Source organism: Amycolatopsis umgeniensis, from assembly GCF_014205155.1.
GTDB classification, from domain to species: domain Bacteria; phylum Actinomycetota; class Actinomycetes; order Mycobacteriales; family Pseudonocardiaceae; genus Amycolatopsis; species Amycolatopsis umgeniensis.
The window spans coordinates 4942992-4965994 of sequence record NZ_JACHMX010000001.1 but is presented as its reverse complement, the minus strand read 5'-3'; the positions used below and the strand labels follow the sequence as shown (position 1 = coordinate 4965994).

25 protein-coding genes are annotated in these 23003 nt (G+C 69.3%); 7 read left to right on the top strand and 18 right to left on the bottom strand.

The window, feature by feature from the left end; translation table 11 throughout:
- Positions 1 to 207: 207 nt before the first annotated feature.
- From HDA45_RS23485 to HDA45_RS23445, 9 genes are all read right to left on the bottom strand, one after another.
- Entirely contained in the window at positions 208 to 309 is a 102-nt protein-coding gene (locus HDA45_RS23485) for a 30S ribosomal protein bS22 (protein WP_007030867.1), read from the bottom strand.
- Between the two features lie 145 nt (positions 310 to 454).
- Positions 455 to 670, bottom strand: coding sequence for a helix-turn-helix domain-containing protein (locus HDA45_RS23480; RefSeq protein ID WP_016330918.1), 216 nt, complete (start codon positions 668 to 670; stop codon positions 455 to 457).
- 143 nt (positions 671 to 813) lie between these two features.
- Positions 814 to 1623 carry a pyrroline-5-carboxylate reductase gene (proC, locus tag HDA45_RS23475; protein ID WP_184898703.1) on the bottom strand — a complete coding sequence of 270 codons (810 nt, stop codon included), beginning with the start codon at positions 1621 to 1623 and terminating at the stop codon, positions 814 to 816.
- Between the two features lie 24 nt (positions 1624 to 1647).
- The gene (locus tag HDA45_RS23470) at positions 1648 to 2478 is read right to left on the bottom strand and encodes an acyl-CoA thioesterase domain-containing protein (protein WP_184898701.1); all 831 of its coding nucleotides are present in this window, start codon (positions 2476 to 2478) and stop codon (positions 1648 to 1650) included.
- Positions 2479 to 2619: 141 nt separating this feature from the next.
- Positions 2620 to 3417 (bottom strand): sugar phosphate isomerase/epimerase family protein, encoded by a 798-nt coding sequence (locus tag HDA45_RS23465; protein WP_184898699.1) that lies wholly within the window; start codon positions 3415 to 3417, stop codon positions 2620 to 2622.
- 22 nt (positions 3418 to 3439) lie between these two features.
- The gene (locus tag HDA45_RS23460) at positions 3440 to 5017 is read right to left on the bottom strand and encodes a hypothetical protein (RefSeq protein WP_184898697.1); all 1578 of its coding nucleotides are present in this window, start codon (positions 5015 to 5017) and stop codon (positions 3440 to 3442) included.
- A 105-nt stretch (positions 5018 to 5122) separates the two neighbouring features.
- Positions 5123 to 6112, bottom strand: coding sequence for a Ppx/GppA phosphatase family protein (locus tag HDA45_RS23455; RefSeq protein WP_184898695.1), 990 nt, complete (start codon positions 6110 to 6112; stop codon positions 5123 to 5125).
- 82 nt (positions 6113 to 6194) lie between these two features.
- The gene (locus HDA45_RS23450; RefSeq protein ID WP_005167072.1) at positions 6195 to 6884 is read right to left on the bottom strand and encodes a response regulator transcription factor; all 690 of its coding nucleotides are present in this window, start codon (positions 6882 to 6884) and stop codon (positions 6195 to 6197) included.
- Complete coding sequence (locus HDA45_RS23445; protein WP_184898693.1) at positions 6881 to 8113, bottom strand: ATP-binding protein; 1233 nt, start codon at positions 8111 to 8113, stop codon at positions 6881 to 6883. Before HDA45_RS23445 ends, HDA45_RS23450 begins: the two co-directional genes overlap by 4 nt.
- 291 nt (positions 8114 to 8404) lie before the next feature.
- Here HDA45_RS23445 and HDA45_RS23440 point away from each other — a divergent pair, with 291 nt between their 5' ends.
- Positions 8405 to 9052 (top strand): DNA-binding response regulator, encoded by a 648-nt coding sequence (locus HDA45_RS23440; RefSeq protein ID WP_184898691.1) that lies wholly within the window; start codon positions 8405 to 8407, stop codon positions 9050 to 9052.
- Entirely contained in the window at positions 9049 to 9966 is a 918-nt protein-coding gene (locus tag HDA45_RS23435) for a hypothetical protein (protein ID WP_184898689.1), read from the top strand. The genes HDA45_RS23440 and HDA45_RS23435 overlap by 4 nt, the downstream gene beginning before the upstream one ends.
- Positions 9967 to 10038: 72 nt before the next feature.
- Here HDA45_RS23435 and HDA45_RS23430 read toward each other — a convergent pair whose 3' ends face one another.
- The 7 genes from HDA45_RS23430 to HDA45_RS23400 all read right to left on the bottom strand — a co-directional run bounded on the left by HDA45_RS23430 (position 10039) and on the right by HDA45_RS23400 (position 17727).
- Entirely contained in the window at positions 10039 to 10788 is a 750-nt protein-coding gene (locus HDA45_RS23430) for a phosphoglyceromutase (protein WP_184898687.1), read from the bottom strand.
- 758 nt (positions 10789 to 11546) lie between these two features.
- The gene (locus HDA45_RS23425) at positions 11547 to 12458 is read right to left on the bottom strand and encodes a DUF4349 domain-containing protein (protein WP_184898685.1); all 912 of its coding nucleotides are present in this window, start codon (positions 12456 to 12458) and stop codon (positions 11547 to 11549) included.
- Between the two features lie 67 nt (positions 12459 to 12525).
- Entirely contained in the window at positions 12526 to 13041 is a 516-nt protein-coding gene (locus tag HDA45_RS23420) for a type III secretion system chaperone family protein (protein ID WP_184898683.1), read from the bottom strand.
- Positions 13038 to 14342, bottom strand: a complete 1305-nt coding sequence (gene mshA, locus HDA45_RS23415; RefSeq protein ID WP_184898681.1) for a D-inositol-3-phosphate glycosyltransferase — start codon at positions 14340 to 14342, stop codon at positions 13038 to 13040. The genes HDA45_RS23420 and mshA overlap by 4 nt, the downstream gene beginning before the upstream one ends.
- Positions 14343 to 14363: 21 nt before the next feature.
- On the bottom strand, positions 14364 to 15176 hold the full coding sequence (locus tag HDA45_RS23410; protein WP_184898679.1) for an alpha/beta fold hydrolase: 813 nt from the start codon (positions 15174 to 15176) through the stop codon (positions 14364 to 14366).
- A 140-nt stretch (positions 15177 to 15316) separates the two neighbouring features.
- The gene (locus HDA45_RS23405; protein ID WP_184898677.1) at positions 15317 to 16495 is read right to left on the bottom strand and encodes an Ig-like domain-containing protein; all 1179 of its coding nucleotides are present in this window, start codon (positions 16493 to 16495) and stop codon (positions 15317 to 15319) included.
- Positions 16496 to 16662: 167 nt separating this feature from the next.
- Positions 16663 to 17727: a UDP-N-acetylmuramate dehydrogenase gene (locus HDA45_RS23400; RefSeq protein ID WP_184898675.1), complete on the bottom strand. Its 1065-nt coding sequence runs from the start codon at positions 17725 to 17727 to the stop codon at positions 16663 to 16665.
- 26 nt (positions 17728 to 17753) lie between these two features.
- Between HDA45_RS23400 and HDA45_RS23395 the strand changes: the two genes are divergently transcribed.
- From HDA45_RS23395 to HDA45_RS23375, 5 genes are read left to right on the top strand one after another with little or no spacing between them, the layout of a single operon-like run.
- Positions 17754 to 18251 (top strand): DUF2505 domain-containing protein, encoded by a 498-nt coding sequence (locus tag HDA45_RS23395; protein WP_184898674.1) that lies wholly within the window; start codon positions 17754 to 17756, stop codon positions 18249 to 18251.
- The gene (locus tag HDA45_RS23390) at positions 18233 to 19042 is read left to right on the top strand and encodes a class I SAM-dependent methyltransferase (RefSeq protein WP_184898672.1); all 810 of its coding nucleotides are present in this window, start codon (positions 18233 to 18235) and stop codon (positions 19040 to 19042) included. The genes HDA45_RS23395 and HDA45_RS23390 overlap by 19 nt, the downstream gene beginning before the upstream one ends.
- Before the next feature lie 47 nt (positions 19043 to 19089).
- Entirely contained in the window at positions 19090 to 19749 is a 660-nt protein-coding gene (locus tag HDA45_RS23385) for a VTT domain-containing protein (protein ID WP_184898670.1), read from the top strand.
- On the top strand, positions 19727 to 20611 hold the full coding sequence (gene purU, locus HDA45_RS23380) for a formyltetrahydrofolate deformylase (RefSeq protein WP_184898668.1): 885 nt from the start codon (positions 19727 to 19729) through the stop codon (positions 20609 to 20611). Before HDA45_RS23385 ends, purU begins: the two co-directional genes overlap by 23 nt.
- 15 nt (positions 20612 to 20626) lie before the next feature.
- The gene (locus HDA45_RS23375) at positions 20627 to 21256 is read left to right on the top strand and encodes a pyridoxamine 5'-phosphate oxidase family protein (RefSeq protein ID WP_184898666.1); all 630 of its coding nucleotides are present in this window, start codon (positions 20627 to 20629) and stop codon (positions 21254 to 21256) included.
- A 24-nt stretch (positions 21257 to 21280) separates the two neighbouring features.
- On the opposite strand, the gene HDA45_RS23370 is transcribed toward HDA45_RS23375, so the two are convergent.
- Positions 21281 to 22279: a zinc-binding dehydrogenase gene (locus HDA45_RS23370; protein ID WP_184898664.1), complete on the bottom strand. Its 999-nt coding sequence runs from the start codon at positions 22277 to 22279 to the stop codon at positions 21281 to 21283.
- Between the two features lie 104 nt (positions 22280 to 22383).
- Entirely contained in the window at positions 22384 to 22818 is a 435-nt protein-coding gene (locus HDA45_RS23365; RefSeq protein WP_184898662.1) for an SRPBCC family protein, read from the bottom strand.
- Positions 22819 to 23003 lie beyond the last annotated feature (185 nt).

Genomic DNA, 23003 nt, shown 5'->3' with positions numbered 1-23003 from the left:
GAGCGTGCGCGTACCTGCACTCACTGGAAGCATCGCGCGGCTGCCCTTGAGATGTTACCGCTCATTAGGGGTAGTCGAGCCAGCGCTTACATGCTATTAACCAGGCGCTCGCAGAGGGGACGCACGTCTCACTCGAATGGGCGGAAACCGTCCACTAAATGGGAATGGCCCGTCCAGAAACTGGACGGGCCACTCACCGGCTGTGTCTTACTTGCCGGCCTTCCTACGCTGAACGCGCGTCCGGCGCAGCAACTTCCGGTGCTTCTTCTTCGACATGCGCTTACGGCGCTTCTTGATCACAGAGCCCATCGAGAGCGCTCCTTCCTTCGTCGTCGGTCACGCTGCCCGGCGCAGCGTCCAACGGGTGGAGCGCACAGGCACGAGCGGTCTTCCAGGGTACTCGCGCCCCGGAAGACGCCCTCGGGCGGGCACGCTGTGCTCCGCGAAGCGAGCCTCAGCCCACGTCGAAGTACGCGCCCTGCAGATACTCGTGAACGGCCTTTTCGGGCACTCTGAACGACTTCCCGACGCGCACCGCGGGCAACTCGCCCGAGTGAACCAGTCGGTAGACGGTCATCTTGGAGACCCGCATCAGCGTGGCCACCTCGGCGACCGTCAGGAACTGGACCTGTCCCACCGAGGGCAGATCATCCTTCTTGTTCGGCGGCATGATTCACCGTGTCCTTCGACACGTGTCGCGCCACGAGGCTTCCCCACCTGTGGTATCGACACGCACGTGCTCTCCTGAGAGTAGCGGGACACGTGTGGCTAAAGCGACGCGAGTCACCGAGATGGGCCTGTATCCAGCGGATTTCAGCCTTCGTGGGCACGTCCCAGCTCGGTCGAGCGGTCCTTCGCGGCTTCGATGGCGGCCAGCAGGGCCGCGCGGACACCGTGCTTTTCCAGCTCGCGGATGGCGTTGATGGTGGTTCCGGCGGGCGAAGTGACGGCTTCGCGCAGCAGCACCGGGTGCTCCTCGGACTCCGCGAGCATCTTCGCCGCCCCGACGGCCGACTGGATGATCAGCTGCCCGGCGAGCGCACGCGGCAGGCCGAGCAGGATCCCGGCGTCGATCATGGCCTCGACCAGGTAGAAGAAGTAGGCGGGCCCGGATCCGGACAGCGCCGTGACGGCGTCCTGCTGCGACTCCGGCACCTCGACCACCTGCCCGACGTGCGAGAGCAGGTCCTTCACCACCGCGATGTGCTCGGCGGTGGCGTGCGCGCCCGCGGAAACCGCGCTCATCGCCTCTCCGACGAGCATCGGGGTGTTCGGCATGACCCGCACCACCGGGACGCCCTCGGCCAGCCTGCGCTCGTACAGGGCCGTCGGCAGGCCCGCGCACAGCGAGACCACCAGCGAGCTCTCGCCGAGCAGCGGGGCGAGGTCGGCCAGCACCGGGTCGATGTCCTGGGGTTTGACCGCGACGACCAGCACGTCGGCGCGGCGCGCGGCGTCGGCGACGGTGACCCCGTGCACGCCGTAGCGTTCGGTCAGCTCTGCCGCGCGTGCCGGATATCGCTCGGTGAACAGCAGGTCATCGGGGCTGTGCCCGCCGTGCAGCAGGCCCGAGAGCAGGGCTTCCCCGATTTTTCCGGCGCCGAGAACCGCGATCACGCTCATGCCTTTCAGCGTGCCAAACCGCCGTCAGCCCCCGGGCGCCGGGGCAAGTGCCAGCTGGCGCGACTGGCAGACGAGCCTGCCCTGCGAGTCGACCACGACGGCGTCCGAGTCGAACCAGGCCTCGTGCACCGACTGGGCCTCCACGATCACCCTCAGCCAGCCCGGCGCCGGACGGGTGCGCAGCAACGCCGTCAACTGCACCGTCGGCGCCCAGCCGACGCGGCCGAGGTTGTAGACCACCGGCGGGTTCACGTCCCCCGCGAGCAGGGCGAAGTACGGATCCGGCAGACCGTGCCGCGGCCGGACCCACAGCCGGATCTTCGGCGGGTCGCCGATCCGGCCGTGCAGGTAGCCGACGCTCGCCGGATCCAGCCGGACTTCGCAGCCTTTCGCCAGGTTGAACATGCCTTCGGAGGTCTCGCCGGTCATCGGCACCGCTCCGGGCGGCGGCTCGGCGGGCATCGCCGGGACGTCGGTCCATTCCGGACGCCGCATCGGCAGCCGACCGGTGGTCACCCTGGCCTCGACACAACTGCGGCCCCGCTGCTCCAGCAGGACAGCGACGACCGAGGCGCGCCTTCCGACCTTCCGGACGTCGGTGCGCAGCAGCACCGGGCCCACGGCGGGCGGGTGCAGGAACTCCGCGCTGATCGCCAGCGGCTCGGATGGCGGCTCACCGCGTTCGTGCAGGAGCGAAAGGGCGGTTCGTGCCATGAGGGCCATCAGGAAGCCGCCGTGCGGATGGCCGCCGACCGACCATTCGGTGCGCAGTACCGCCGTGAACGTGCCGTCACCCAGTGATCGAGTCGCGCATGCCGCGTCGAAGGAGGTGCCCGTGTCGTCGGCCGCGCTCACCGAGCACTGACCCAGGCCACGAGCCGATCCATCGGGGTGCGGGAGATCAACAAGCGCAGCTGGTTCACGGTCGGAACTTTACGTGTACCAGCGCCTCGGGCGCAGGCAGGAATGAATCTCCGCACCTGGGGACGATCTTTGTCACTGACCGAGGTGAAACCTCGCGAACAGAAGTGACTCCGCGAGGTCCCGCGACCGCTGCGCCGCGCTCGGCGACCGGCGGGTGTTGATCTCCAGCACGACCTGCCCGGAGAAATCGCTGTTCACGAGCTTTTCGAGAAGTTCGGCGCAGGGTTCGATCCCGCGTCCGGGCACCAGATGCTCGTCCTTCGGGAGGCCCGTGCCGTCCGCCAGATGGACGTGCGTGAGCCCGGAACCCATCCGTTCGGCGAGCGAGAGGGCGTCCATCCCGGCCGCCGCCGTATGGGACAGGTCGAGCGTGTAGTGGCGAAACCCTACGTCCGTAGGGTCGATCGAGGGCCGGAAAGCCGAAACGCGCGACGTCCGCGAGCCGCCGGGCGGGCGGACCTTGAACATGTTCTCGACCGCGATCTCGATGCCGCTCTCTTCCTCGAGTTCGTCGACGAGGTCGCCGAACGCGTCGCCGTAGCGGCGCTGCCACCGGAACGGCGGATGCACCACGACCGTGCGCGCGCCGAGTTCCAGTGCCGCGTCCACGGACATCCGCAGGCGCACCTCGGGATCCGGCGACCACACGCGCTGGGTGATCAGCAGCGACGGCGAGTGGATCGACAGCACCGGCACGCCGGTGCGGCGCGACCAGCGGCGCAGCGCGGAGACGTCCTGGCTGACCGGGTCGGCCCAGATCATCACCTCGACGCCGTCGTAGCCGAGGTCGGCGGCCATTTCGAAGGCCACGCCCGCCTTCAACGGCCAGACGGACGCGGTCGAGACACCCACCGGAATCGGAACAGCCATTCCGGCATCCTCCACGAAGCCGCTAGCGCGCGACGAGCAGGAGTGCGGCCGGTGAGACCGTCACCACCAGTCCGACCAGCACCGCGAGCACCAGGGTCTGCAGGTCCTCGGCCTTGCGGATCTTCCGGACGATCCACACCAGCGCGACGATCACCAGCAGCGCGGCGACCAGCGCGGCGGCGGGGATGTTCACCCACAGCCAGTTGAAGCCCAGCCAGACCCCGGCGCCGCCGACCACGCCGAGGGCGAGCTGACCGGCGAGTGCCAGCCACTGCTTGCCCGGCGAGGTGTTCTCGGCGGGCGCCTCGGGCTCGTCCTCGTCGGCGACTTCCGCTTCCCGGTCGTCGTAGTCGTCCTCGTAGTCGTCGGCGCGGTAGCCGTACTCCTCGCGGCCGAAGTCCGGGCCGCCGTCGGGGTACGCCGGGTCGGCGAATTCGCGCTCGTAGTCGTCGAGGTTGTCCTGCCGATCGCGTTCGTCGAGCGAATGCGGGGGCACGAACGGCATCGGCGCGGGATGGCCCATGGTGGGCGGCCCGGCGTCGAAGGGGTCCGGTTCGGGGTCGGTGTCGGGTTCGACGGGCGCGACCGGGAGCGGCACCGGCGGGATCCCGCCGATCTCGGTGTCCTCGGACTGCACCTTCTGCCTGCGCTTGCGCCAGCCGGCGAGACCGGCGGGCGGAGCCGCGGGCTCGACGGGCGCGGACGCCTCGGCTTCGGGCGCGGTGTCGTCGCCGACCGCGGCGAACTGCTCGGTGCTCGGCTCGGCCTTGGGCTGGGCCGGACGGCCCGGCGGACGGCGGCGCCGCGCCGGCTGTGCGGGCGGTGTCGCGAACGCGCCGCTGGGCATCGGGCCGGGCGCCTCCTGGACGTCTTCGGGCGGAGCGTCGGCCCCGCCGTCGAGTCTCGCCGAAAGCCCCGAAGACGGGGGTCCGGCGGGCGGCTCGGGGCGGCGGCGGACCGGCGGCACCGCGCCGCGGGTCTCCTCCGGACCGGCGGGCCGCGGACGGCCGCGCGGGGGCAGACCTTCGGAATCCGGCGGACGCTGCTGGTAGCCGGACTGTTCCTGCGGCGGAGTCGGCCGGACGAACTGACCAGACTGCTGAGGCTGCTGCGGCGGGCGCTGCTGATAACCCGACTGCTCCTGCGGCGGAGTCGGTCGCACGAACTGACCCGACTGCTGCGGCGGGCGCTGCTGGTAGCCGGACTGCTCCTGCGGCGGGCGCACCGGCGGTGTCTGCCTGGTCGGGGCCGCGGCGTTCGGCGGCACCGGCAGCGGCGCGGAATCCTGTGGCGGCGGAACCGGGCGCGCGCCGGTTTCCTGCGGCGGAAGGGGACGCGCGCCGGAGTCCTGAGGCCGCGAGCGGCGCGGAGGACGGTTGGGCGGCGGCGGGGTGTCGCCGGACACCCTGTCGATGATGGCCTGCGGCGCGGTGTCGCTCACCGACGGCGCTCGCCTGCCGCGCGTCGGCTCGGGAGCCTCGTCCTCGTCGTCGGCCGCGCGGCGTCGCCTGCGGCGCCCGCCTTCGGGCTGGGCTCCGTGCTGCGCGAGCAGCTCCGCCACGGTCTTCTGCGGCGGGCCGCTCTCTGTCTCGTCCGTCATACCGTGATGTCCAATGCGCGCTCCAGCCGTTGCGAACCGGCACGCGACGGGGCATCGGCGGCGTCGCGCGCGCTATCCACCGTCATCCGCATTTCCGTCACCTCTTCACCGTGCCCGTTCTCCTTCGACGAAGTCCAGTCGGGCGCTGCCGCCCCCAGTCTCGTCCGCACCGTTCGAATGGTCCAGCCGTCGCAGGATGACACCTTCTCGCAGTGCCCACGGACAGATCTCCAGTTCTTCCAGGGAAAGCGCCCGCATGGTGGCTTGTGCGACGAGCGCGCCCGCCACCAGCTGATGCGACCTGCTCGCGCTGACCCCCTCGAGTTGTGCCAGGTCATGGGCGGTCATCCGGGAGATGAACGCGATGAGCTGGCGCAACGCGGTGTCGGTCAGGGTACGGCGCACATGCGGCCCGCTGGTCGACGGCGCCGCCCCGGTCAGCCGAGCGAGTGACCGGAACGTCTTCGACGTCGCCACGACACGATCGGGTTCACCCAATTTGGCGACCTTCTTCGCGAGCGGGGCCAGTTGTTCTTCGAGCCACGCCGAAGTCGCGATGAGCTCGGATCGGGTCGGCGGGTCGTGCTGGAACCGCGTCCGGGTGGTCCGGCCCGCGCCCAGCGGGAGGGACTCGGCTAGCTCGGGCTCCTCGTCGCGGCCCATCGCGACCTCCAGCGAGCCGCCGCCGATGTCGAGCACCAGCAGCTTGCCCGCCGACCAGCCGAACCAGCGGCGGACGGCGAGGAAGGTGAGCCGGGACTCGTCGACCCCGGAAAGCACCTTCAACTCGACGCCGGTCTCTTCTTGGACCTTCGCCAGTACCTTCGGGGCGTTCTTGGCTTCGCGGACCGCGGAGGTCGCGAAGGCCATGACGTCTTCGCAGCCGAGCCGCAGGGCCGACGCCTTCGCCGATTCGACCGCCCGCACGAGGCTGTCCGCGCCCGCGCGGCTCAGGTCGCCGTTGCGGGTGATCTGCTCGGCGAGCCGGAGGACGGCTTTTTCGGAATGCATCGGGGTCGGGTGGGCGCCACGGTGGGCGTCGACCACGAGCAGGTGGACGGTGTTGGAACCGACGTCGAGTACCCCTAGGCGCACGAGCGTCTACGGTACCCGCCCGCACGTCAGGTCACGAAACCGTAACCGTGATCTGTATCGCAACAGGCGGGTACCGAGCGGCTCACGTCTCGAACTTGTAGCCCAGACCACGCACCGTGACCAGGTGCCTAGGCGATCCCGGGTCCGGTTCGATCTTCGACCGCAGGCGCTTCACGTGGACGTCGAGCGTCTTGGTGTCGCCGACGTAGTCCGCGCCCCACACCCGGTCGATCAGCTGCCCGCGGGTGAGCACGCGGCCCACGTTGCGCAGCAGGTACTCGAGCAGGTCGAACTCCTTCAGCGGCAAGGAGACCTCCTGGCCGTCGACGGTCACCACATGCCGCTCGACGTCCATGCGCACCGGCCCGGCGGTCAGCACGAGGGGTGCGAGGTCACCCTCGGACCCCGGCTCACCGCCACGCCGCAGCACCGCGCGCACCCGCGCGATGAGCTCACGGGCCGAGTACGGCTTGGTGACGTAGTCGTCGGCGCCGAGCTCCAGCCCGACGACCTTGTCGATCTCGCTGTCGCGCGCGGTCACCATGATCACCGGCACCGCGGAACGCTGCCGGAGCTGCTTGCAGACGTCGGTGCCGCTCATACCGGGGAGCATGAGGTCGAGAAGGACGATGTCGGCGCCGTTGCGGTCGAACTCCTCGAGCGCCTGCTGCCCCGTCACGGCGACGGCGGCGGTGAAGCCCTCTTTGCGGAGCAAGAACGCGAGCGGGTCGGCGAACGACTCTTCGTCCTCGACGATGAGAACCCTCGTCACAGGTTTCCTCCATGGTCGGGGCTTTCTTGCCCTGTTGCCACGAGACGGGGTGTCCGCTCGGGGGTCTTCTCCGGCCGGGATGCCGGCGGAGCCTGTTTCGCGGCCGCGGCCGGTTCGGCACCGATGTGCGCGGGGATCCGCAGGGTGAACGTCGACCCGGTGCCGGGACGGCTCCAGAGGCCGACCGAACCGCCGTGGTTGGCCGCCACGTGCTTGACGATCGCCAGCCCCAGCCCGGTGCCGCCGGTCGCCCGCGATCGCGCCTTGTCCGAACGGAAGAACCGCTCGAAAACGCGCTGCTGCTCGTCTTCGGCGATCCCGATGCCGCGGTCGGTCACCGCGATCTCGACCTTGCCGTCGACCAGCCGCCTGCTGATCGACACCGGGCTGCCCGCCGGCGAGTACGCGACGGCGTTCTCCAGCAGGTTCGACAGCGCGGTGACCATCAGCGTCCGGTCGCCCTCGATCAGCAGCCCGCTGGCCGAGTCGGTGGTGATGGTGATCTCGGCGGATTCCGCCGACAGGGTGGTCCGGCCGAGCGCCTCGCGGACGACGGCGTCGACCTCGACCACGTTCAGGTCGGGCAGCCTCTCGGCGCCCTGCAGCCGCGAAAGCGCGATCAGCTCGGTGACGAGCTGGCCGAGCCGGGTCGACTCGCGGAGGATCTTGCCGCCGAACCGGCGGACCTCCTCGACGTCCTCCGCGGCGTCGAGCACGGCCTCGGTGAGCAGCGCGATCGCGCCCACCGGCGTCTTGAGCTCGTGGCTGACGTTGGCGACGAAGTCCCGCCGGACGGCTTCGAGGCGGATCGCCTCGGAGTGGTCGACGGCCTCGACCACGGTGAACCCGTCGCCCAGCGGGCGGACCTCGCCGAGGACGGCTTCGGGCTGACGGCCCCTCGCCTCCAGCGGGGACAGGTCGATCTCCATCGGGTCGTCGGTCTCGACCACCTGCTCGGCGGCCTTGCGGGCCCGCGGATCGGCCTGGTTGACCTTCACCAGGCCCAGCTCGTAGGCACGCGGGTTGTGCAGGACCATGTCGCCGAACTTGTTGAGGACGACGACACCGTTGTTGCTGGAACGCACGAGGCGTTCGAGCAGTTCGGCCACGGTGGGGCCGGTCGGGCGCCGCTCCTCGCGGCGGGCGCGGCCCCTCGCGATCAGGAAGCCGACGACCACACCGACGATCAGTCCGCCGACGGCCAGGGCGAGTGCAACAGGCGTGGTCACAGGGGAATCGTAAGCGTGCGGGTAGCCTTTTGGCCTAGTCCCGGCCGCGTACTCGTGATGCCTATGACACCTGGGGACACCCTGTTCGCCTGCAGGTCAGACGCCGTTCACGTGGCCGCCCCCTGACCGAGATCTGCCAGGTGAGGCGAGTCACCCGAAGTGGGGACCCCGTCGGGGCCGGACGCCCGGATCCCTACTTTCGTCGTGATTATCAGGGCAGCGTTCTTCGGGCTCGCGGGCAAATAGCGACGTTCCCGCACGGCCGCCGGGGAATGTTGGAAGACTGTCGCCGTGGAACTCGTCAGTGACATCTCCCTGATTCGCGGAGAAGAAGAGCTGTTCGACCGGACGGCTCATCTGTTCGTCGCGGCGACCGACATCGCGTGCGCGGCCGATGACCTCTACACCTGGGCACTTTCCCGGCCGTCGCTCACCCGGCAGGGCGAACGGCTGGTGCGCGACAAGCGGATCCGCAAGCTGTACCGGCCCGGCGTCCTGCTGAACGAGCAGACCGCCGAGCACCTGCATCACCTCTCCGGCCTCGGCGCGCAGATCCGGATCGGCACCGAGGAGATCAACGAGACGATCCTGCTCGACGAGCGGGTCGCGATCATGGCCGGCGACGAGGGCAAGGCGGTGCGCTCCTACAGCGTCATCTCGCGCCCGGAGCTGGTCCAGGGCATTCTGTCGCTGTTCGAAACCGCCTGGCAGGCGGCCGCGACGCTGGAGACCTTCGACGCGCGGTTCGCCGACATCCGGATGGAGGCACCGCAGATCCTCGAGTTCCTGACCACCGGCTGCAAGGACGACAAGGCCGCGAAGAGCCTCGGCATGGGCGTGCGCACCTATCAGCGACGTGTCTCGGAGCTGCTGGTCGCGCTCGGCGTGACGTCACGGCTCCAGGTCGACGCGCGGGCGCGGGAGCTCGGCCTGCTGTGAAGCGCTGGGCGGGGTTCGCCGTGCTGCTCGCGCTCGCGGGCTGCACCACCGCGGTCTCCGGCACCGCCCGGCCCGAACCGGAGACCCCGCCCGCGAACCTCGCGCTCGTCGATCCCGCGCGGACGGCGTCGGTGCTGACGGCGGTCAAGACGGCCACCGAAGCGGTGTTCTCCTACGACAGCACGGCCGTACCCGCCTACGAGAAGGCGATCGCCGACAATCTCACGCCGGGCGCGCGCGACGAACTGGCGAAGCTGTTCGCCGAGGTCCGGAAATCGCCGGAACCGATCAAACTCGTCACGAAGACGATCGTCTCGGCCGCCGTCGAGCAGACGCCGGACAAGGCGCGGGTGCTGGCCGTACTCGATCAGAGCAGCACCAGGGCGGGCACCACCAGCAAGGGCATCGCGTCGGTGCTGCTCGCGACGGTGCGCGAGGGCGAGCGCTGGCGTATCGGCGAGATCAAGGTGAACCCGTCGGACTCCCCGCTCGCTCCGGCGAAACCGGGCGCGGGTGACCGGGCGACCGCGAGAGTCCGGGACTCGGCCCGCGACGGCGCGCTGAAGGCCGCGGAGGCCCTGCTGAGCTTGGACCCGGCCAACCCTGAAGGCAGCTACGCCCGCTACGAGGCCGTCTCGACCGGACAGCTGCTGACGGGGTTCCAGAAGGACAAAGCCGAGCGGATCGCCCAGTTCCGCGCCTCGGGCGCGAAGTCGTCGATGGATCCGAACGCGGCCGCCGCGGTCATGGAGATCGTGGACGACAAGGCGAGTGTGCTGCTCTTCGCGACGACGACCGTCACGGACGCGGCCGGCCAGGCGAGCAAGAAGTACCTGCCGATCGTCCTGCGCCTCCAGCGCCTGCCCGAGGGCTGGAAGGCCGCGGCCATCGAGGCCGTCCAGGCCCTCCCTTAACGCATTTCGTCCTCTGAACGCGGTGGTTCGAGAGCGAACTACCGCATCCGGAGGACGAAATGCGAGGAGGAGCTAGCGGCCCTGGTTCGCCACGGCGGCCGCGGCTTCCTTGGCGGCCTCGGGGTCCAGATACGTCCCTCCGGCGGTGACCGGCTCGAGGTCGTCCGTCAGGTCGTAGCGCAGCGGGATGCCGGTCGGGATGTTGAGCCCGGCGATGGCGTCGTCGGAGATGCCGTCGAGGTGCTTCACCAGCGCCCGCAGCGAGTTGCCGTGCGCGGCGACCAGGACGGTCTTGCCCGCGCGGAGATCCGGCACGATCGCGGACTCCCAGTACGGCAGCAGCCGCGCGACGACGTCCTTGAGGCATTCGGTCAGCGGGGCGGAGTCGCCGAGGTCGGCGTAGCGCGCGTCGCCCGCCTGGCTGAACTCGTCGGCCGGGTCGATCGGGGGCGGCGGGGTGTCGTACGAGCGGCGCCAGAGCATGAACTGCTCCTCGCCGAACTCGTCGAGCGTCTGCTTCTTGTTCTTGCCCTGCAGCGCGCCGTAGTGCCGCTCGTTGAGGCGCCAGTCGCGCTTCACCGGGATCCAGTGCCTGTCGGCGGCGTCGAGCGCCAGGTTGGCGGTCGAGATCGCCCGGCGCATCAGCGACGTGTGGACGACGTCCGGCAGCAGACCCGACTCGGCGAGCAGTTGCCCGCCCTTGCGCGCCTCCTGTTCGCCCTGCTCCGACAGCGGCACGTCCACCCAGCCGGTGAACAGGTTTTCGGCGTTCCACGTGCTCTGCCCGTGACGCAGCAGCACCAGAGTCCCAAGCTCAGCCATGAGGTTCAGCCTGCCAGAGGCGGCAGAAGCGCCGGTCAGAGGGCTGGAATTGAACCACGTTCTACGGAGAGTGCGTTACCCGCGAGTAACACTTTCACCCGTCCAGAAGACGAGGTGCCAACAAGTGCGATTCCCCGGAAAACAAGCTGCACTCCGTTATCCCGGTTTTCGAAGTTCACTCGAACGGAGTAACCGGTAGTCTTGTGATTACAGGTGGAGATCTGACAAGTTGACTACGTCCCGCGCGGCCGGATTCCACGCACTCCCCGGCTCGACGCGGGTGACGACCGCGACTCGTCTCCCCCCTGCCGAGTCGCGGCGCCCGCCGGCCCCGTTGGCATCCCCCTCGTCACCGGGTCCACCTTGGCGGGAACTTCAGCGGGGCGGCTCGAGATCGCGACTCCCCCCTCCCTCGAGCCGTCCCGCCTTGTCTTTTTCCGGGCACGGTCGTGCCGGAGTTGACGGTGGAGGATTTGGGACGTCGAACGTCCCAAATCTTCCCCGCTCGATGGTCGGCCGGAGATCGTGACCGGCATGAACTCGATCAACAGAGGGTCGGGGACGGTGAGTGCAGCCAATCTCCAGCGATCAAGATCGAAGACCGGCGTGCCCTCGCGACGATGAAGGATTTGGGACGTCGAGTGTCCCAAATCCTTCACCGACGACCTCACAACCGCCGCCCTCGTCCAACTGGGGCGTAGGTAGATGAACACGGATCCGCTCTAGCGGTCCTCACCACTCACGACCATGCGCAAGGCTCAGTCCAGCGGCGGCGCGGTCGGCAGATCCGAAGCCGTCGCCATCGCGGGCTCGACCGGACGGCGCCGCTTGCGCAGCCACCACACCAGCGCGACCGCGGGAACGCCGAAGACCAGCACGAACGGCGCCATCGCGCCGAGTACGGTCAGCAGCCCGCCGCCGAAGGTCAGGAACGCGTCCCAGCCGTTGGTCAGCCCGCCGAAGAACCCACCACCGGATTCCTCTGCCGCCGCGACCGTTTCCGCCTTCACCTGCACCGAAATAGTCGACATGGCGACACTTCCGGCCAGGCTCTCGCGGCGCTTCAGAAGCGACTCGAGTTCGGCTTCGCGGCTCGTGAGCTCACTCTCGACCGAAGTGATCTCCGAGACCGAAGTCGCCCTCGCGAGCAGCGCGCGGATGCGTTCGACGCTCGCCTTCTGCGTGGCCAGCCGCGAGTCGATGTCGACCATCTGCTCGGTCACGTCCGTCGCGGTGACCTCTCGCCGGACCTGCTTCCCCAGCTTTCCCAGCTGGTCCAGCACACCGTCGAGGCGTTCGGAGGGGACGACGACGGTGATCGTCGCCCGCTTTTCCTGGGTGCTCTCCTGCCCGGTGTAGCCGACGGCGCCCTGGGTGACGACACGGATCTGCGAGATCACGTCGGCCACGTTCGGCGTGGTGAGCTCCAGGCTCGCCGTGCGCACCAGCTTGCGGTCGGTGACGCCCGGCTGCCCCGCGGGCGCGGGCGCCTTCTCCTGGCCCGCCTTGCCCGCGCTGTCCTTGTTCGGCGCGCCCTGGTTCGGCGCCGCCTGCTTCCCGTCGGCCGACATCGGCATCGCGGCGGATTCGCCACCGGACTCGCTCGCCGAACAGCCGGCCAGCGTCAGCGCGACGCCGACGACGGCCACCCATCTCAATCGCTTGTACATCGGTCCTTCTCCCTCCAGTGCTGCGGAGAGAGACGGAACCGGATTCAGACCCGTTGCACCGTTCGGGTCACGAGTCGGTCAAGGCTCCGGGTTCGTGGCCGTTCGCGGGCTCGACGAGGTGTTTGAACGCCTCCAGGTTCGCGAGCGACTCGCCGCGCGAGACGCGCCAGTCCCATTCGCGCCTGATCGACTCGGCGAACCCGAGTTCCAGCAGCGTGTTGAAGTCGCCGTCGGCGGCCTCCAGCACCTGCCCGAGGATCTTGTCCAATTCGGACTCGGTGACGGTGTCCAGGCCGAACTTGCCGACCAGGTAGATGTCGCCGATCGCGTCGACGGTGTAGTGCACGCCGTACAGTTTCGCGTTGCGGCGCAACAGGAATCGGTAAACGTCCTCATGGGACTCATCGGGACGGCGGCAGACGAAGGCCTCGACGGCGAACGCGTGGTCCCCGGCGACCAGCCAGCAGTTCGTCTGGAGCTTCTTGGTTCCGGGCAACGTGACGAAGTACTTGCCCTCGCCGCGCCTGTCGTACTCCAGGCCCGCACTGTCCAAAGAGGACCGCAGGGTCTCGTCGAGCGTCAAACCGCCACCTCCGCGCGCTGTTCGAGGGCGCGCCGGAACGCGCCGGTCGCCTGAGCGTACGTGTCCAGCAGGCGGTCCGTCGTACGGCGCCAGGAAAAGCGCTGCGCGTGGACGACGGCGTTGGCCGAAAGCTCGGCACGCCAGCCGGGCCGCAGCGCGACGTTGGCGAGCGCGCCCGCCCACTCCTTCGGATCGTGCGAAGGCACCAGCAGCCCGGAAACCCCGTGCGGGACCGCGACCGGCAGGCCGCCGACCTCGGCCGCGATCACCGGTGTCCCGCAGGCCTGCGCCTCGAGCGCGACCAGTCCGAAGGATTCGTTGTAACTCGGCACGGCGACGATGTCGGCCGCGCGATAGACGTTGACCAGCGACCGGCCGGGCTGCGGTGGCATGAACCGCGTCTGCTCCTCGATGCCGAGGGAGACGGCCAGCTCGCGCAGGGCCTGCGGCTGCTCCAGCCCGGTCCCGGACGGGCCGCCGACGATCAGCACGACCAGCCTCGACGCCAGTTCCGGCCGCTCGCGCAGCATTTCGGCGGCGGCCAGCAGGAGGACGTCCGGCGCTTTCAACGGCTGGATCCGGCCCGCGAACGCCAGCACGATCGCGTCCTGCGGCAGGCCGAGCGCCCGGCGTGCGGCGGACCGCGAACCCGGCGTGAAACGGTCGAGGTCGACGCCCGGCGGGATGGCGTGCACGGCGTGCGGGTCGGCGTCGTACAGCTCGATCAGTTCGCGGGCCTCGACGCGGGTGTTCGCGACCAGGCAATCCGCCTCGGTGACGACCTGCTCTTCGCCGATCACGCGGGTGCGCGGTTCGGGGGTGTCGCCCTCGGCCAGCGCGGCGTTCTTGACCTTGGCCAAGGTGTGCGCGGTGTGCACCAGCGGAACGCCCCAGCGGTCACGGGCGAGCCAGCCCGCCTGGCCGGAGAGCCAATAGTGCGAATGGATGAGGTCGTAGTAGCCCGGCTCGTGGAACGCCTCGGCCCGCAGCACCCCGGCGGTGAACGCGCACAGCTGCGCCGGCAGCTCGTCGCGTCCCAGCGGCTCGAACGGCCCGGCCGGGATGTGCCGCACCAGCACGCCGGGTGCCAGTTCGGCGATCGGGGGCTGGTCCGAAGACGTCGCCCGGGTGAACACCTCGACCTCGACGCCCCGGCGGGCCATCTCCGTGGCCGTCTGGCTCACGTAGACGTTCATCCCGCCGGCGTCGCCGGTACCCGGCTGCTCCAGCGGAGAGGTGTGCAACGACAGCACCGCGACGCGCCTGGGCGCGGCATCGAACCCGTGCAGAGGGATCGTCACCTGGTCAACACTCCCGAAGTCCTACTGATCGGCGAACCCGCGCAGCAGATCACCGAACTCATCCGCTGCTTCGGCGAACGGCAGATGCCCCACCTCAGGTAACCAACGCATGACGGCACCCTGAATCTTCCCGGCCGCGTATTCCGCCGACGTCGGATCGATCACAGCGTCCGCGAGACCATGGACGATCAGCGCCGGTTTGTCCAGATCGCGAAGAACGTCCTCGCTCCCGACGTCGCGCCGGAACAGCGCGGAACGCACCGCGGGCGGCGTGGAAAGACAGGCTCCGAGCAGTGATTGGGTCAGCGTCCCGGACACCGGGGACGCGGTCATCCGCGCGCTGAACTGCACCAACGCGGGAATCGCGACCGCCGGATCGTCCGACAGCACCGCCGGGATGGCCTCGCGCATGGCGGGCCCGACCTTGCCGCCGGGCCGGTTCTTGCCGATTTCTGTGATGGCGCCCACAAAGACGACGCCACTGAGCCTCGAGGAGCCGTGCACCCGGAGGTAGTCGGTGATGACCAGCCCGCCGTAGGACCAGCCGACGACGATCGCGTCGTCACCGGCGAAGTCGAGCACGGAAGCGAGATCCTCGGCCCAGACCCGCGGGTCGTCGTAACCCGCGGAGGGGACCTCGGAGTCCCCGTGACCGCGCAGATCCATCGCGACCAGGCGAAACCGCTCGGAAAGCGCGGGATCGGCCATCTGGGGTGCCCAGGCCTTGGCGGACTGGGCCCAGCCATGCACGAACACGATCGGACGAGTGTTCTCGGCGCCTTCGACCCAAAGGCCGATCCGCGTCCCGCCGTAGCCGACTACCTCGGTCTTCATACCCGCACTTTATGAGGTCCAGACCCCTCGGATAGTCGTGAGTGCTGGAGGTGCCGCCACCGCCGGGTGTCGCGAAAGCCACTTTCGGGACGTCTGATGTCCCGAAAGTGGCTTTCGCGACACGGCCTCGGCGCTCACGGCTACTTGATCGCGGAGAGTGCCTTCCAGGACTTCCAGTCGTAGAACCAGTTCTTGACGTCCGATTTGGTCGGACTGCCCAGTTTCGAACCGGTGATCTCGACCGGGTCGCCGATCAGCGCCGAGTCGAAGTACTTCTTCGCGTCCGCTTCGAGCAGGTTGACGCAGCCGTGCGAGGTGTTGGCCTTGCCGATGTTCGACGCGTTGTCCTGGTTCTCGTGGATGTACTCGCCGTTGTTCGAGATGCGGCAGGCCCACTTCTTGTTGACGTTGGTGTAGCCGTAGCGCGCGTTGTCGAAGCGGGCCGTGGGCTCCTTCGTCATCACGATGAACGTGCCGTTGGGGGTGTTGCGCTGGACGTCGCCGTCGAGCCCGTTCGAGCACGGGTAGCTCGCCGACTCCGACCCGCCGCGGTAGACCTTCATCGTGTGGTCCGGCGTGTTCACCTTGACCACCTGGTTACGGCCGATCTTGAACTTGGTGGTGACGTCGGCCTTGCCGTACGCGCCGCCGCCGAGCGCGACGCCGTAGAGCTTCGCCTCGACGTTGACCGTGATGTTCGCGGGCCAGTACTCCTTGGGCCGCCAGTCGACCTGCGTCTCCGACAGCCAGCCCCAGGAGCCTTCGACGTTCTTGTCCGTCGTCACCTTGAGCGCCTTCTCGGCGGCCGCCTTGTCCTTGACCGGGGACGCGAACTTCACGCTGATCGGCATCGCGACACCGACCTCGGCGTCGTCGGCCGGGTTCAGCGTGGCGCGGACCTCCTTGGCGGGCTTGACCGTGGTGAAGGTGCCCTTGAACTCGGCGGGTTTGTTGTCGCTGCCGGTGGCCTTCGCGGCGTAGGTGTAGGTCTTGCCGTAGCCGAGGACCTCGGAACTGGTCCAGGTGAGCCCGTCGGGGGAAAGTTCGCCCTTGACGTCCTTGCCGCCGTCCCCGGAGACCTTGACCTCGGTGAGCTTGCCGTCGGCGACCTTCACCACGACCGGCGTGACCACGGAGGCGTCCTTGGCGTCGGCGGCGGGCTCGGCGGTGATCTTGGCGACCGGAGGCGCCGAGGCCTCCCCTTCGCCACCACTTCCCTCCGGCTTGGCGTTTCCGCCTGCTTCGCTGGAGCAGGCTGCCGCCACCATGGCCGCACCCGCGGCGAGCGCGGCCTTGAACACCGTGCGCCGTTCGATCACCGTGTACCTCCCATTGGCCCCCCGCGAGCTTCTACCCGCTCAGCGCTGGGAACCTCTCCGACGTTACCCGCGGCGACGGAACTCACCCTCGCCCCTCGGAGTGATAGACGCGCGGGGGCGGCACGGGGTTGTTCACTCCCCGCATTTAGTCCTCTGAATGCGGTAGTTCAGAGCGAGCAGTTGATGAGCAGGGGCTCCGGGTGCAGCGAAACGCCGAAGCGAGCCTCGACGCCGTCACGCACTTCGCGCGCCAGGGCGAGGAGATCCGCTGTCGACGCCTTACCCCGGTTGGTGAGCGCGAGCGTGTGCTTCGTCGACAGCGAGACCCGGCCGCCCGGCCCCTCGTGCCCCTTCCCGAATCCGGCGCGCTCGATCAACCACGCCGCGGACAGCTTCGTGCCGCCGGGCGCCGGGTACTGCGGCACGCGCACGTCCTCGCCGACGACGTCCACGATCCCCGCCAGCACCTTCGCCAGCCGTGCCTCGCCGATGATCGGGTTGGTGAAGAACGAGCCCGCGCTCCACGTGTCGTGATCGTCCGCGTCCAGGACCATGCCCTTGCCGCGACGCAGGCCGAGGACAGCTTCGCGCGCGTCGGCCGCCGGAACCCGGTCACCGATCTCGACGCCGAGCGTGCGGGCGAGTTCGGCGTAGCGGATCGGGGCCGAGAGACCGTCCTCGGTGACCTTGAAGCGCACTGTGAGCACGACACCCGCATCGGTCCCCTTCAGGATCGACGTGCGGTAGCCGAAGCCGAGTTCCTCCGCGCTCAGCGTGCGGATCTCGCGGTCGGCACGGTCGTAGAGGTCGACCGAGACCAGCGACTCGGCCACCTCGCAGCCGTACGCGCCGACGTTCTGGATCGGGGTCGCGCCGACCGAACCGGGGATCCCGGACAGACATTCGAGTCCGCCGACGCCCTCGGCGACCAGGCCTTCGACGAAACCGTCCCAGTTCTGCCCGGCCGCGACCTCGACGAGATCTCCGTCACGCGTCCAGCCGGTGTTGCCGACCTTCAGCAACGTGCCCTCGAAGCCGTCGTCGGCGACGACGAGGTTCGAGCCGCCGCCGAGCAGCAGGACCGGCTCGCCCGCTTCGTCGGCCTCGCGGACCGCGTCGACCAGGGCCTGCGCCGTCGTCGCCTCGGTGTAGCGCCGCGCCGGTCCGCCGAGCCGCAGTGTGGTGTGGTCGGCGAGGGCGGCGTGCTGGGTGGGAGTTTCGGCAGTGCTCACGCCCATGAACGGTACTGTCTGGCGCCATGGCCTCCCGTATCGAGCACCGCACAGCCTTCTCCGCCGACCTCGCGAGCGCGTGGGACGCGGTGGCGGGCGAAGAGGCGCTGCGGGCCAGGCTGGAGCAGATCGGCGGCGACAACGCGGAACTGCTGGAGTACGTCCCGGCCGGGGACGGGGTGCGCTACAAGCTGCGTCAGGGCATCAGCTCGGACAAGCTCCCGTCGGCCGTGCGGACACTGCACCGGGGAGACCTCGTCGTCGAGCGCGAGCAGCTCTGGAAGGCCGCCGGCGGCGGCTACACCGGCACCGCGACGGCGTCCGTGCAGGGCGTGCCCGGCGAGATCACCGCGAAGACGTCGCTGACCGGCGAAGGTGAGCAGACGACGCTGGTCAACAGCGGCGAGGTCAAGGTGCGGATCCCGTTCGTCGGCGGCAAGCTGGAGAACGTGATCGCCGAACAGGTCACCAAACTGCTGGAACGCGAGGCCGAATTCGTCGCGAAGTGGCTGGCCGAGCGCTGAAACCGGTCGGGGCACCGACACGCGGGACGACCAACCCGAACCGGCTCCGCCGCGTGGACAGGTGGCTCGCGAGCGACCCTGCCGTGACACGGCTGCTGCGCCGCGCGGACGAACCGCTCGTGGTGGACCTCGGTTACGGCGCCTCACCGGTGACCACGGTCGAGATGGCGCGCTGGCTGCGCTCGGTCCGGCGTGACGTCCGCGTGCTGGGCCTGGAACTGGACGCCGAACGGGTCGCCGTCGCGCAAGCCGCCGTCGACGAGCCGTGGCTGGACTTCCGGCGCGGCGGGTTCGAACTCGCCGGGACGCGGCCGGTGCTGGTGCGCGCGTTCAACGTGCTGCGGCAGTACGACGAGACCGAGGTCGCGGGGGCCTGGTCGCTGATGCTGGACGCGATGGCGCCGGACGGACTCCTGGTCGAAGGCACCTGCGACGAGATCGGACGGCTGAGCGCCTGGGTCGCCGTCGGGCACGACGGCCCTCGCGCGCTGACCCTCTCCGTCCATCTCGCCAGCCTGGAGCGTCCGTCCACAGTGGCCGAACGGCTGCCGAAAATCCTCATTCACCGCAACGTTCCCGGCGAGCGGGTCCACGAACTACTGTCCACTCTGGACACCTGCTGGGCGACGGCGGCACCGCATCAGAACTTCGGCGTCCGAGCCCGCTGGGCGCATACCGTGCACCTGCTCACCGCGCGCGGCTGGCCGGTGCTGAACCGGCCGTCGAGGTGGCGGCTGGGCGAGCTCACCGTGCCGTGGTCCGCCGTGGCGCCCAGGAATTCACCGGTATAACGCCGCTCCGTCACCCGTAAGCGACCTGCGGTGATCACCATGGAGCCGTGGAACTGCTGGAATACGTCACCGAGCTGCTTCGGGGCTCGCTGGGATCACCCTGGCTGTGGGTGATCGTGTTCCTCGTGTCCGGGTTGGACGCGCTCCTGCCGTTCATGCCGAGCGAGACGACGGTCATCACCGTCGCCGTCCTGATCGGCCCGGACTTCCCCCAGCTGGCGCTGCTCGCGCTGGTCGCCGCGCTCGGGGCCTGGGTGGGCGACTGCCTCGGCTACACCGTCGGCGCCGCCGCGGGCCCGCGGGCGCTCGCCCGCCTGCAGCGCGGTCCGGACGGGATCCGGCGCTACGAATGGGCGAAGATCCAGGTGCGGCGCAACGCCGTCCTGCTCATCCTCGCCGCCCGCTACCTGCCCGGCGGCCGCGTCGCGAGCGGGCTCGCCAACGGCAGCCTCGGCTACCCGCCGGGCAAGTTCGTCCCGCTCGACGCCCTCGGTGCGAGCATCTGGGCGGTGTACAGCGTCCTGATCGGTCTCGTCGGCGGAGCGGCCTTCGCGGACGAGCCGGAGAAGGGCCTTCTGCTGTCCTTCGCGCTCGGCTTGGTGCTGGTCGCGGCGATCGAGATCGGGCGGCGGGTCCGCGTCCGCATCCTGACCCGGCGCCGCGCCGCGGCCGAGACCGGCGACAATGGCGTGTGTGTCGAACCCTGAACGCCGCTATGTGATCTCCTTCGGTTGCCCTGACCGCACCGGCATCATCGCCCGGATCTCGGGTTTCCTCGCCGAACACGGCGGCTGGATCGTCGAAGCGGCGTACCACACGGACCCGGACACCGGCTGGTTCTTCACCCGTCAGGTCGTCCGCGCCGACTCTCTCCCGTTCGACGCCACAGAGCTGCGCACGCGCTTCGCCGACGTCGCGGAGTCGCTTTCGGCCGAGTCGAGCTGGCAGGTCAGCGACACCGGTGAGCGACGTCGCGCGGTGATCCTCGTCTCCAAGGCCGGGCACTGCCTCTACGACCTCCTCGGCCGCGTCGCTTCCGGCGAGCTGGACGTCGACGTCGCCGCGGTCATCGGCAACCACGAGTCGCTCGGCGACATCACCCGCGCCCACGGCATCCCGTTCCACCACGTCCCGTTCCCCGCCGGCGACGCCGAAGCCAAGGCGTCCGCGTTCGCCGAGGTGCGGAAACTGGTCGACGAGCACGAACCGCACGCCGTCGTCCTCGCCCGGTTCATGCAGGTCCTGCCCCCGGAACTGTGCGAGGCCTGGGCCGGGCGGGCGCTCAACATCCACCACAGCTTCCTGCCGTCGTTCGTCGGCGCGCGGCCGTATCACCAGGCCCACGCGCGCGGGGTGAAGCTCATCGGCGCGACCTGTCACTACGTCACCGCCGACCTCGACGCGGGCCCGATCGTCGACCAGGACGTCATCCGCGTCGACCACGGCGACTCGGTCGAGGACATGGTCCGCAAGGGCCGCGACATCGAAAAGGTGACCTTGGCGCGCGGGCTGCGGTGGCACCTCGAGGGCCGCGTTCTGGTGCACGGGAACCGGACTGTCGTCTTCTAATGGTTCACTGAGGTCATGGGGACTTCAGAGATCAAAGTGATCGAGACGCAGGAAGCGCTGCGCGAGCACCTCGGCCACCCGGCGGAGAGGACGAAGGGGAAGATCCTCCCGTTCGTCGACGAGCACGCGCGCACACTGATCGAACACTCGCCGTTCTACCTGCTGGCGACGGCGTCGGCCGAGGGGACCTGTGACGTCTCCCCGCGCGGAGACCCGGCGGGGTCCGTGAAGGTGCTCGACGACCAGACGCTCGTGCTGGCCGACAGGCCCGGCAACAAGCTGCTCGACAGCCAGACCAACATCCTCGAAAACCCGCACGCCGGGCTGCTGTTCCTGGTGCCGGGGATGAACGAGACGCTGCGGATCAACGGCCGCGCGAAACTGGTCGCGGACGCGCCGTTCTTCGACGACCTCGTGGTCAAGGGCAAGCGGCCGACACTGGCGATCCTGGTCGAGGTCGAAGAGCTGTACATGCACTGCGCCAAGGCTTTCCTGCGGTCCTCGCTGTGGAAGCCGGAGACCTGGCCGGATCGCTCCAGCCTGCCGACGGCCGGCCGGATCTTCCGCGACCAGATGAAGCTGGACGTCACCGCGGAGGCGCTGGACGCCGCGCTGACGGAAGGCGCCCTCACGACGCAGTACTGAGCGGTGAGGGCGCCGGGAACGGCGTCAGACGCGGACCAGCATCTTGCCGGTGTTCGCACCGCCCAGCAGGTCCAGGAAGGCCTGCGGCGCGTTGCGGATACCGTCCACAATGGTCTCGGAGTACTTGAGTTCGCCGGCGGCGACGAGCGGCGCGACCTCCTTGACGAACTGCGGCTGCAGCGCGAAGTGGTCACCCACGAGCATGCCGCGCATGGTGAACCGCTTCGCGATGATCGACGCGAGGTTGCGCGGCGCCGCGGCCGGTTCGGTGTTGTTGTAGACCGAGATCATCCCGCAGATCGCCATGCGACCGTGCAGGTTGATCGAGTCGATGGCCGCTTCGAGGTGGTCGCCGCCGACGTTGTCGAAGTACACGTCGATCCCCTCGGGCGCCGCCGCGCGCAGCTGCTCGATGACCGGGGCGTCCTTGTAGTTGAACGCCGCGTCGAAGCCCAGCTCGTCGGTCAGCCACTTGACCTTGTCGTCCGTGCCCGCGCTGCCGATGACCCGCTTCGCGCCCTTCAGCTTCGCGAGCTGGCCGACGACGGAGCCGACCGCACCGGCCGCGCCGGACACGAAGACGGTGTCGCCCTCCTTGAACTCCGCGACGTCGAGCAGTCCGGCGTACGCGGTGAGCCCGGTCATGCCGAGGACGCCGAGGTACGCCGAGATCGGCGCGGCCTCGGGGTCGACCTTCACCGCGTGCTTGGCGGCGACGACGGCGTGGGAACGCCAGCCGAGGCCGTGCAGCACGATGTCGCCCGGTTCGAAACCGTCCACGGTGGACTCGAGCACTTCACCGACGGCGCCGCCGTGCATGACCTTGCCGACCTCGTACGGCTCGGCGTAGGACTTCGCGTCGCTCATCCGGCCGCGCATGTACGGGTCCACGCTCAGCACCTGGTTGCGGACCAGGATCTCGCCCTCACCCGGCGTCGGGATCTCGACGTCCGCGATTTCGAAGTTCTCGAGCGTCGGGACGCCGTGCGGACGGGAGGCGAGCCGGATCTCGGTTGCGTTCACGAGGTAACTCCAAGTCTGTTGCGAACCACAAGCGGGGCGATCGCCCCGTATTCACGACGGGTACAACGAGCTAACCGGGGCGGCCATTCCGATTGTGGCGAGCGCTACACGACCTCGGCGAGTTTGCCGAGAACGCCCTCGTAGATCCGCTTGAGGCCACCGGGCGCGAAGGTCTTCTCGAAGAAGCCGCCGATGCCGCCCGCGCCGTCCCAGGTCGTCTCGATCCGGACGAGGCTGCCTTCCGGCACCTCGCGGACGGTCCACGTGGTGACCATGCTGGAGTTCGCGTCGGTCTCGACGATGGTGCCTTCGGACGGCTCGGTCACCGTCGCGGCGACGTCACGCACCCGCTTCGACGTCGCTTGCAGCTTCCAGCTCGCCTTCGTGCCCGCGCCGACGCCGCCCTCGGTGACCTCGTAGTCGCGGTAGTGCTCCGTCAGCAGCTTCGGCCGGGTTTCGGCGTAGTCCGCGACGAGCGCCCTGACCTTGTCCGCCGGCGCCTCGATGGTGCGCTCCGCGATGGCCGTGACCTTTCCCATCCCACTCCCTTTCACCCCGTGTGCAAGACAGCGTCCACGATTCCACCGCCGCTCGCTGGGGGAACGAGCGCCCCCTTCGGGTAGCGGTGGAACGACACGGCCGTGTTGTGAAAGGGGCTTTCGCGACCTTGTCCGAAGTAGGGCGACCACGGGTCTCAGCGTTGGGGCTGAAGGCTCCCTTCGTC

What these genes read in the sequence shown, in the direction of transcription:
- HDA45_RS23485 (WP_007030867.1), bottom strand. Translation starts at nt 309, where the DNA reads ATGGGCTCTGTGATCAAGAAGCGCCGTAAGCGCATGTCGAAGAAGAAG.
- HDA45_RS23480 (WP_016330918.1), bottom strand. Translation starts at nt 670, where the DNA reads ATGCCGCCGAACAAGAAGGATGATCTGCCCTCGGTGGGACAGGTCCAG.
- proC (WP_184898703.1), bottom strand. Translation starts at nt 1,623, where the DNA reads ATGAGCGTGATCGCGGTTCTCGGCGCCGGAAAAATCGGGGAAGCCCTG.
- HDA45_RS23465 (WP_184898699.1), bottom strand. Translation starts at nt 3,417, where the DNA reads ATGGCTGTTCCGATTCCGGTGGGTGTCTCGACCGCGTCCGTCTGGCCG.
- HDA45_RS23460 (WP_184898697.1), bottom strand. Translation starts at nt 5,017, where the DNA reads ATGACGGACGAGACAGAGAGCGGCCCGCCGCAGAAGACCGTGGCGGAG.
- HDA45_RS23430 (WP_184898687.1), bottom strand. Translation starts at nt 10,788, where the DNA reads ATGGCTGAGCTTGGGACTCTGGTGCTGCTGCGTCACGGGCAGAGCACG.
- HDA45_RS23425 (WP_184898685.1), bottom strand. Translation starts at nt 12,458, where the DNA reads ATGTACAAGCGATTGAGATGGGTGGCCGTCGTCGGCGTCGCGCTGACG.
- HDA45_RS23410 (WP_184898679.1), bottom strand. Translation starts at nt 15,176, where the DNA reads ATGAAGACCGAGGTAGTCGGCTACGGCGGGACGCGGATCGGCCTTTGG.
- HDA45_RS23395 (WP_184898674.1), top strand. Translation starts at nt 17,754, where the DNA reads ATGGCCTCCCGTATCGAGCACCGCACAGCCTTCTCCGCCGACCTCGCG.
- purU (WP_184898668.1), top strand. Translation starts at nt 19,727, where the DNA reads ATGGCGTGTGTGTCGAACCCTGAACGCCGCTATGTGATCTCCTTCGGT.
- HDA45_RS23375 (WP_184898666.1), top strand. Translation starts at nt 20,627, where the DNA reads ATGGGGACTTCAGAGATCAAAGTGATCGAGACGCAGGAAGCGCTGCGC.
- HDA45_RS23365 (WP_184898662.1), bottom strand. Translation starts at nt 22,818, where the DNA reads ATGGGAAAGGTCACGGCCATCGCGGAGCGCACCATCGAGGCGCCGGCG.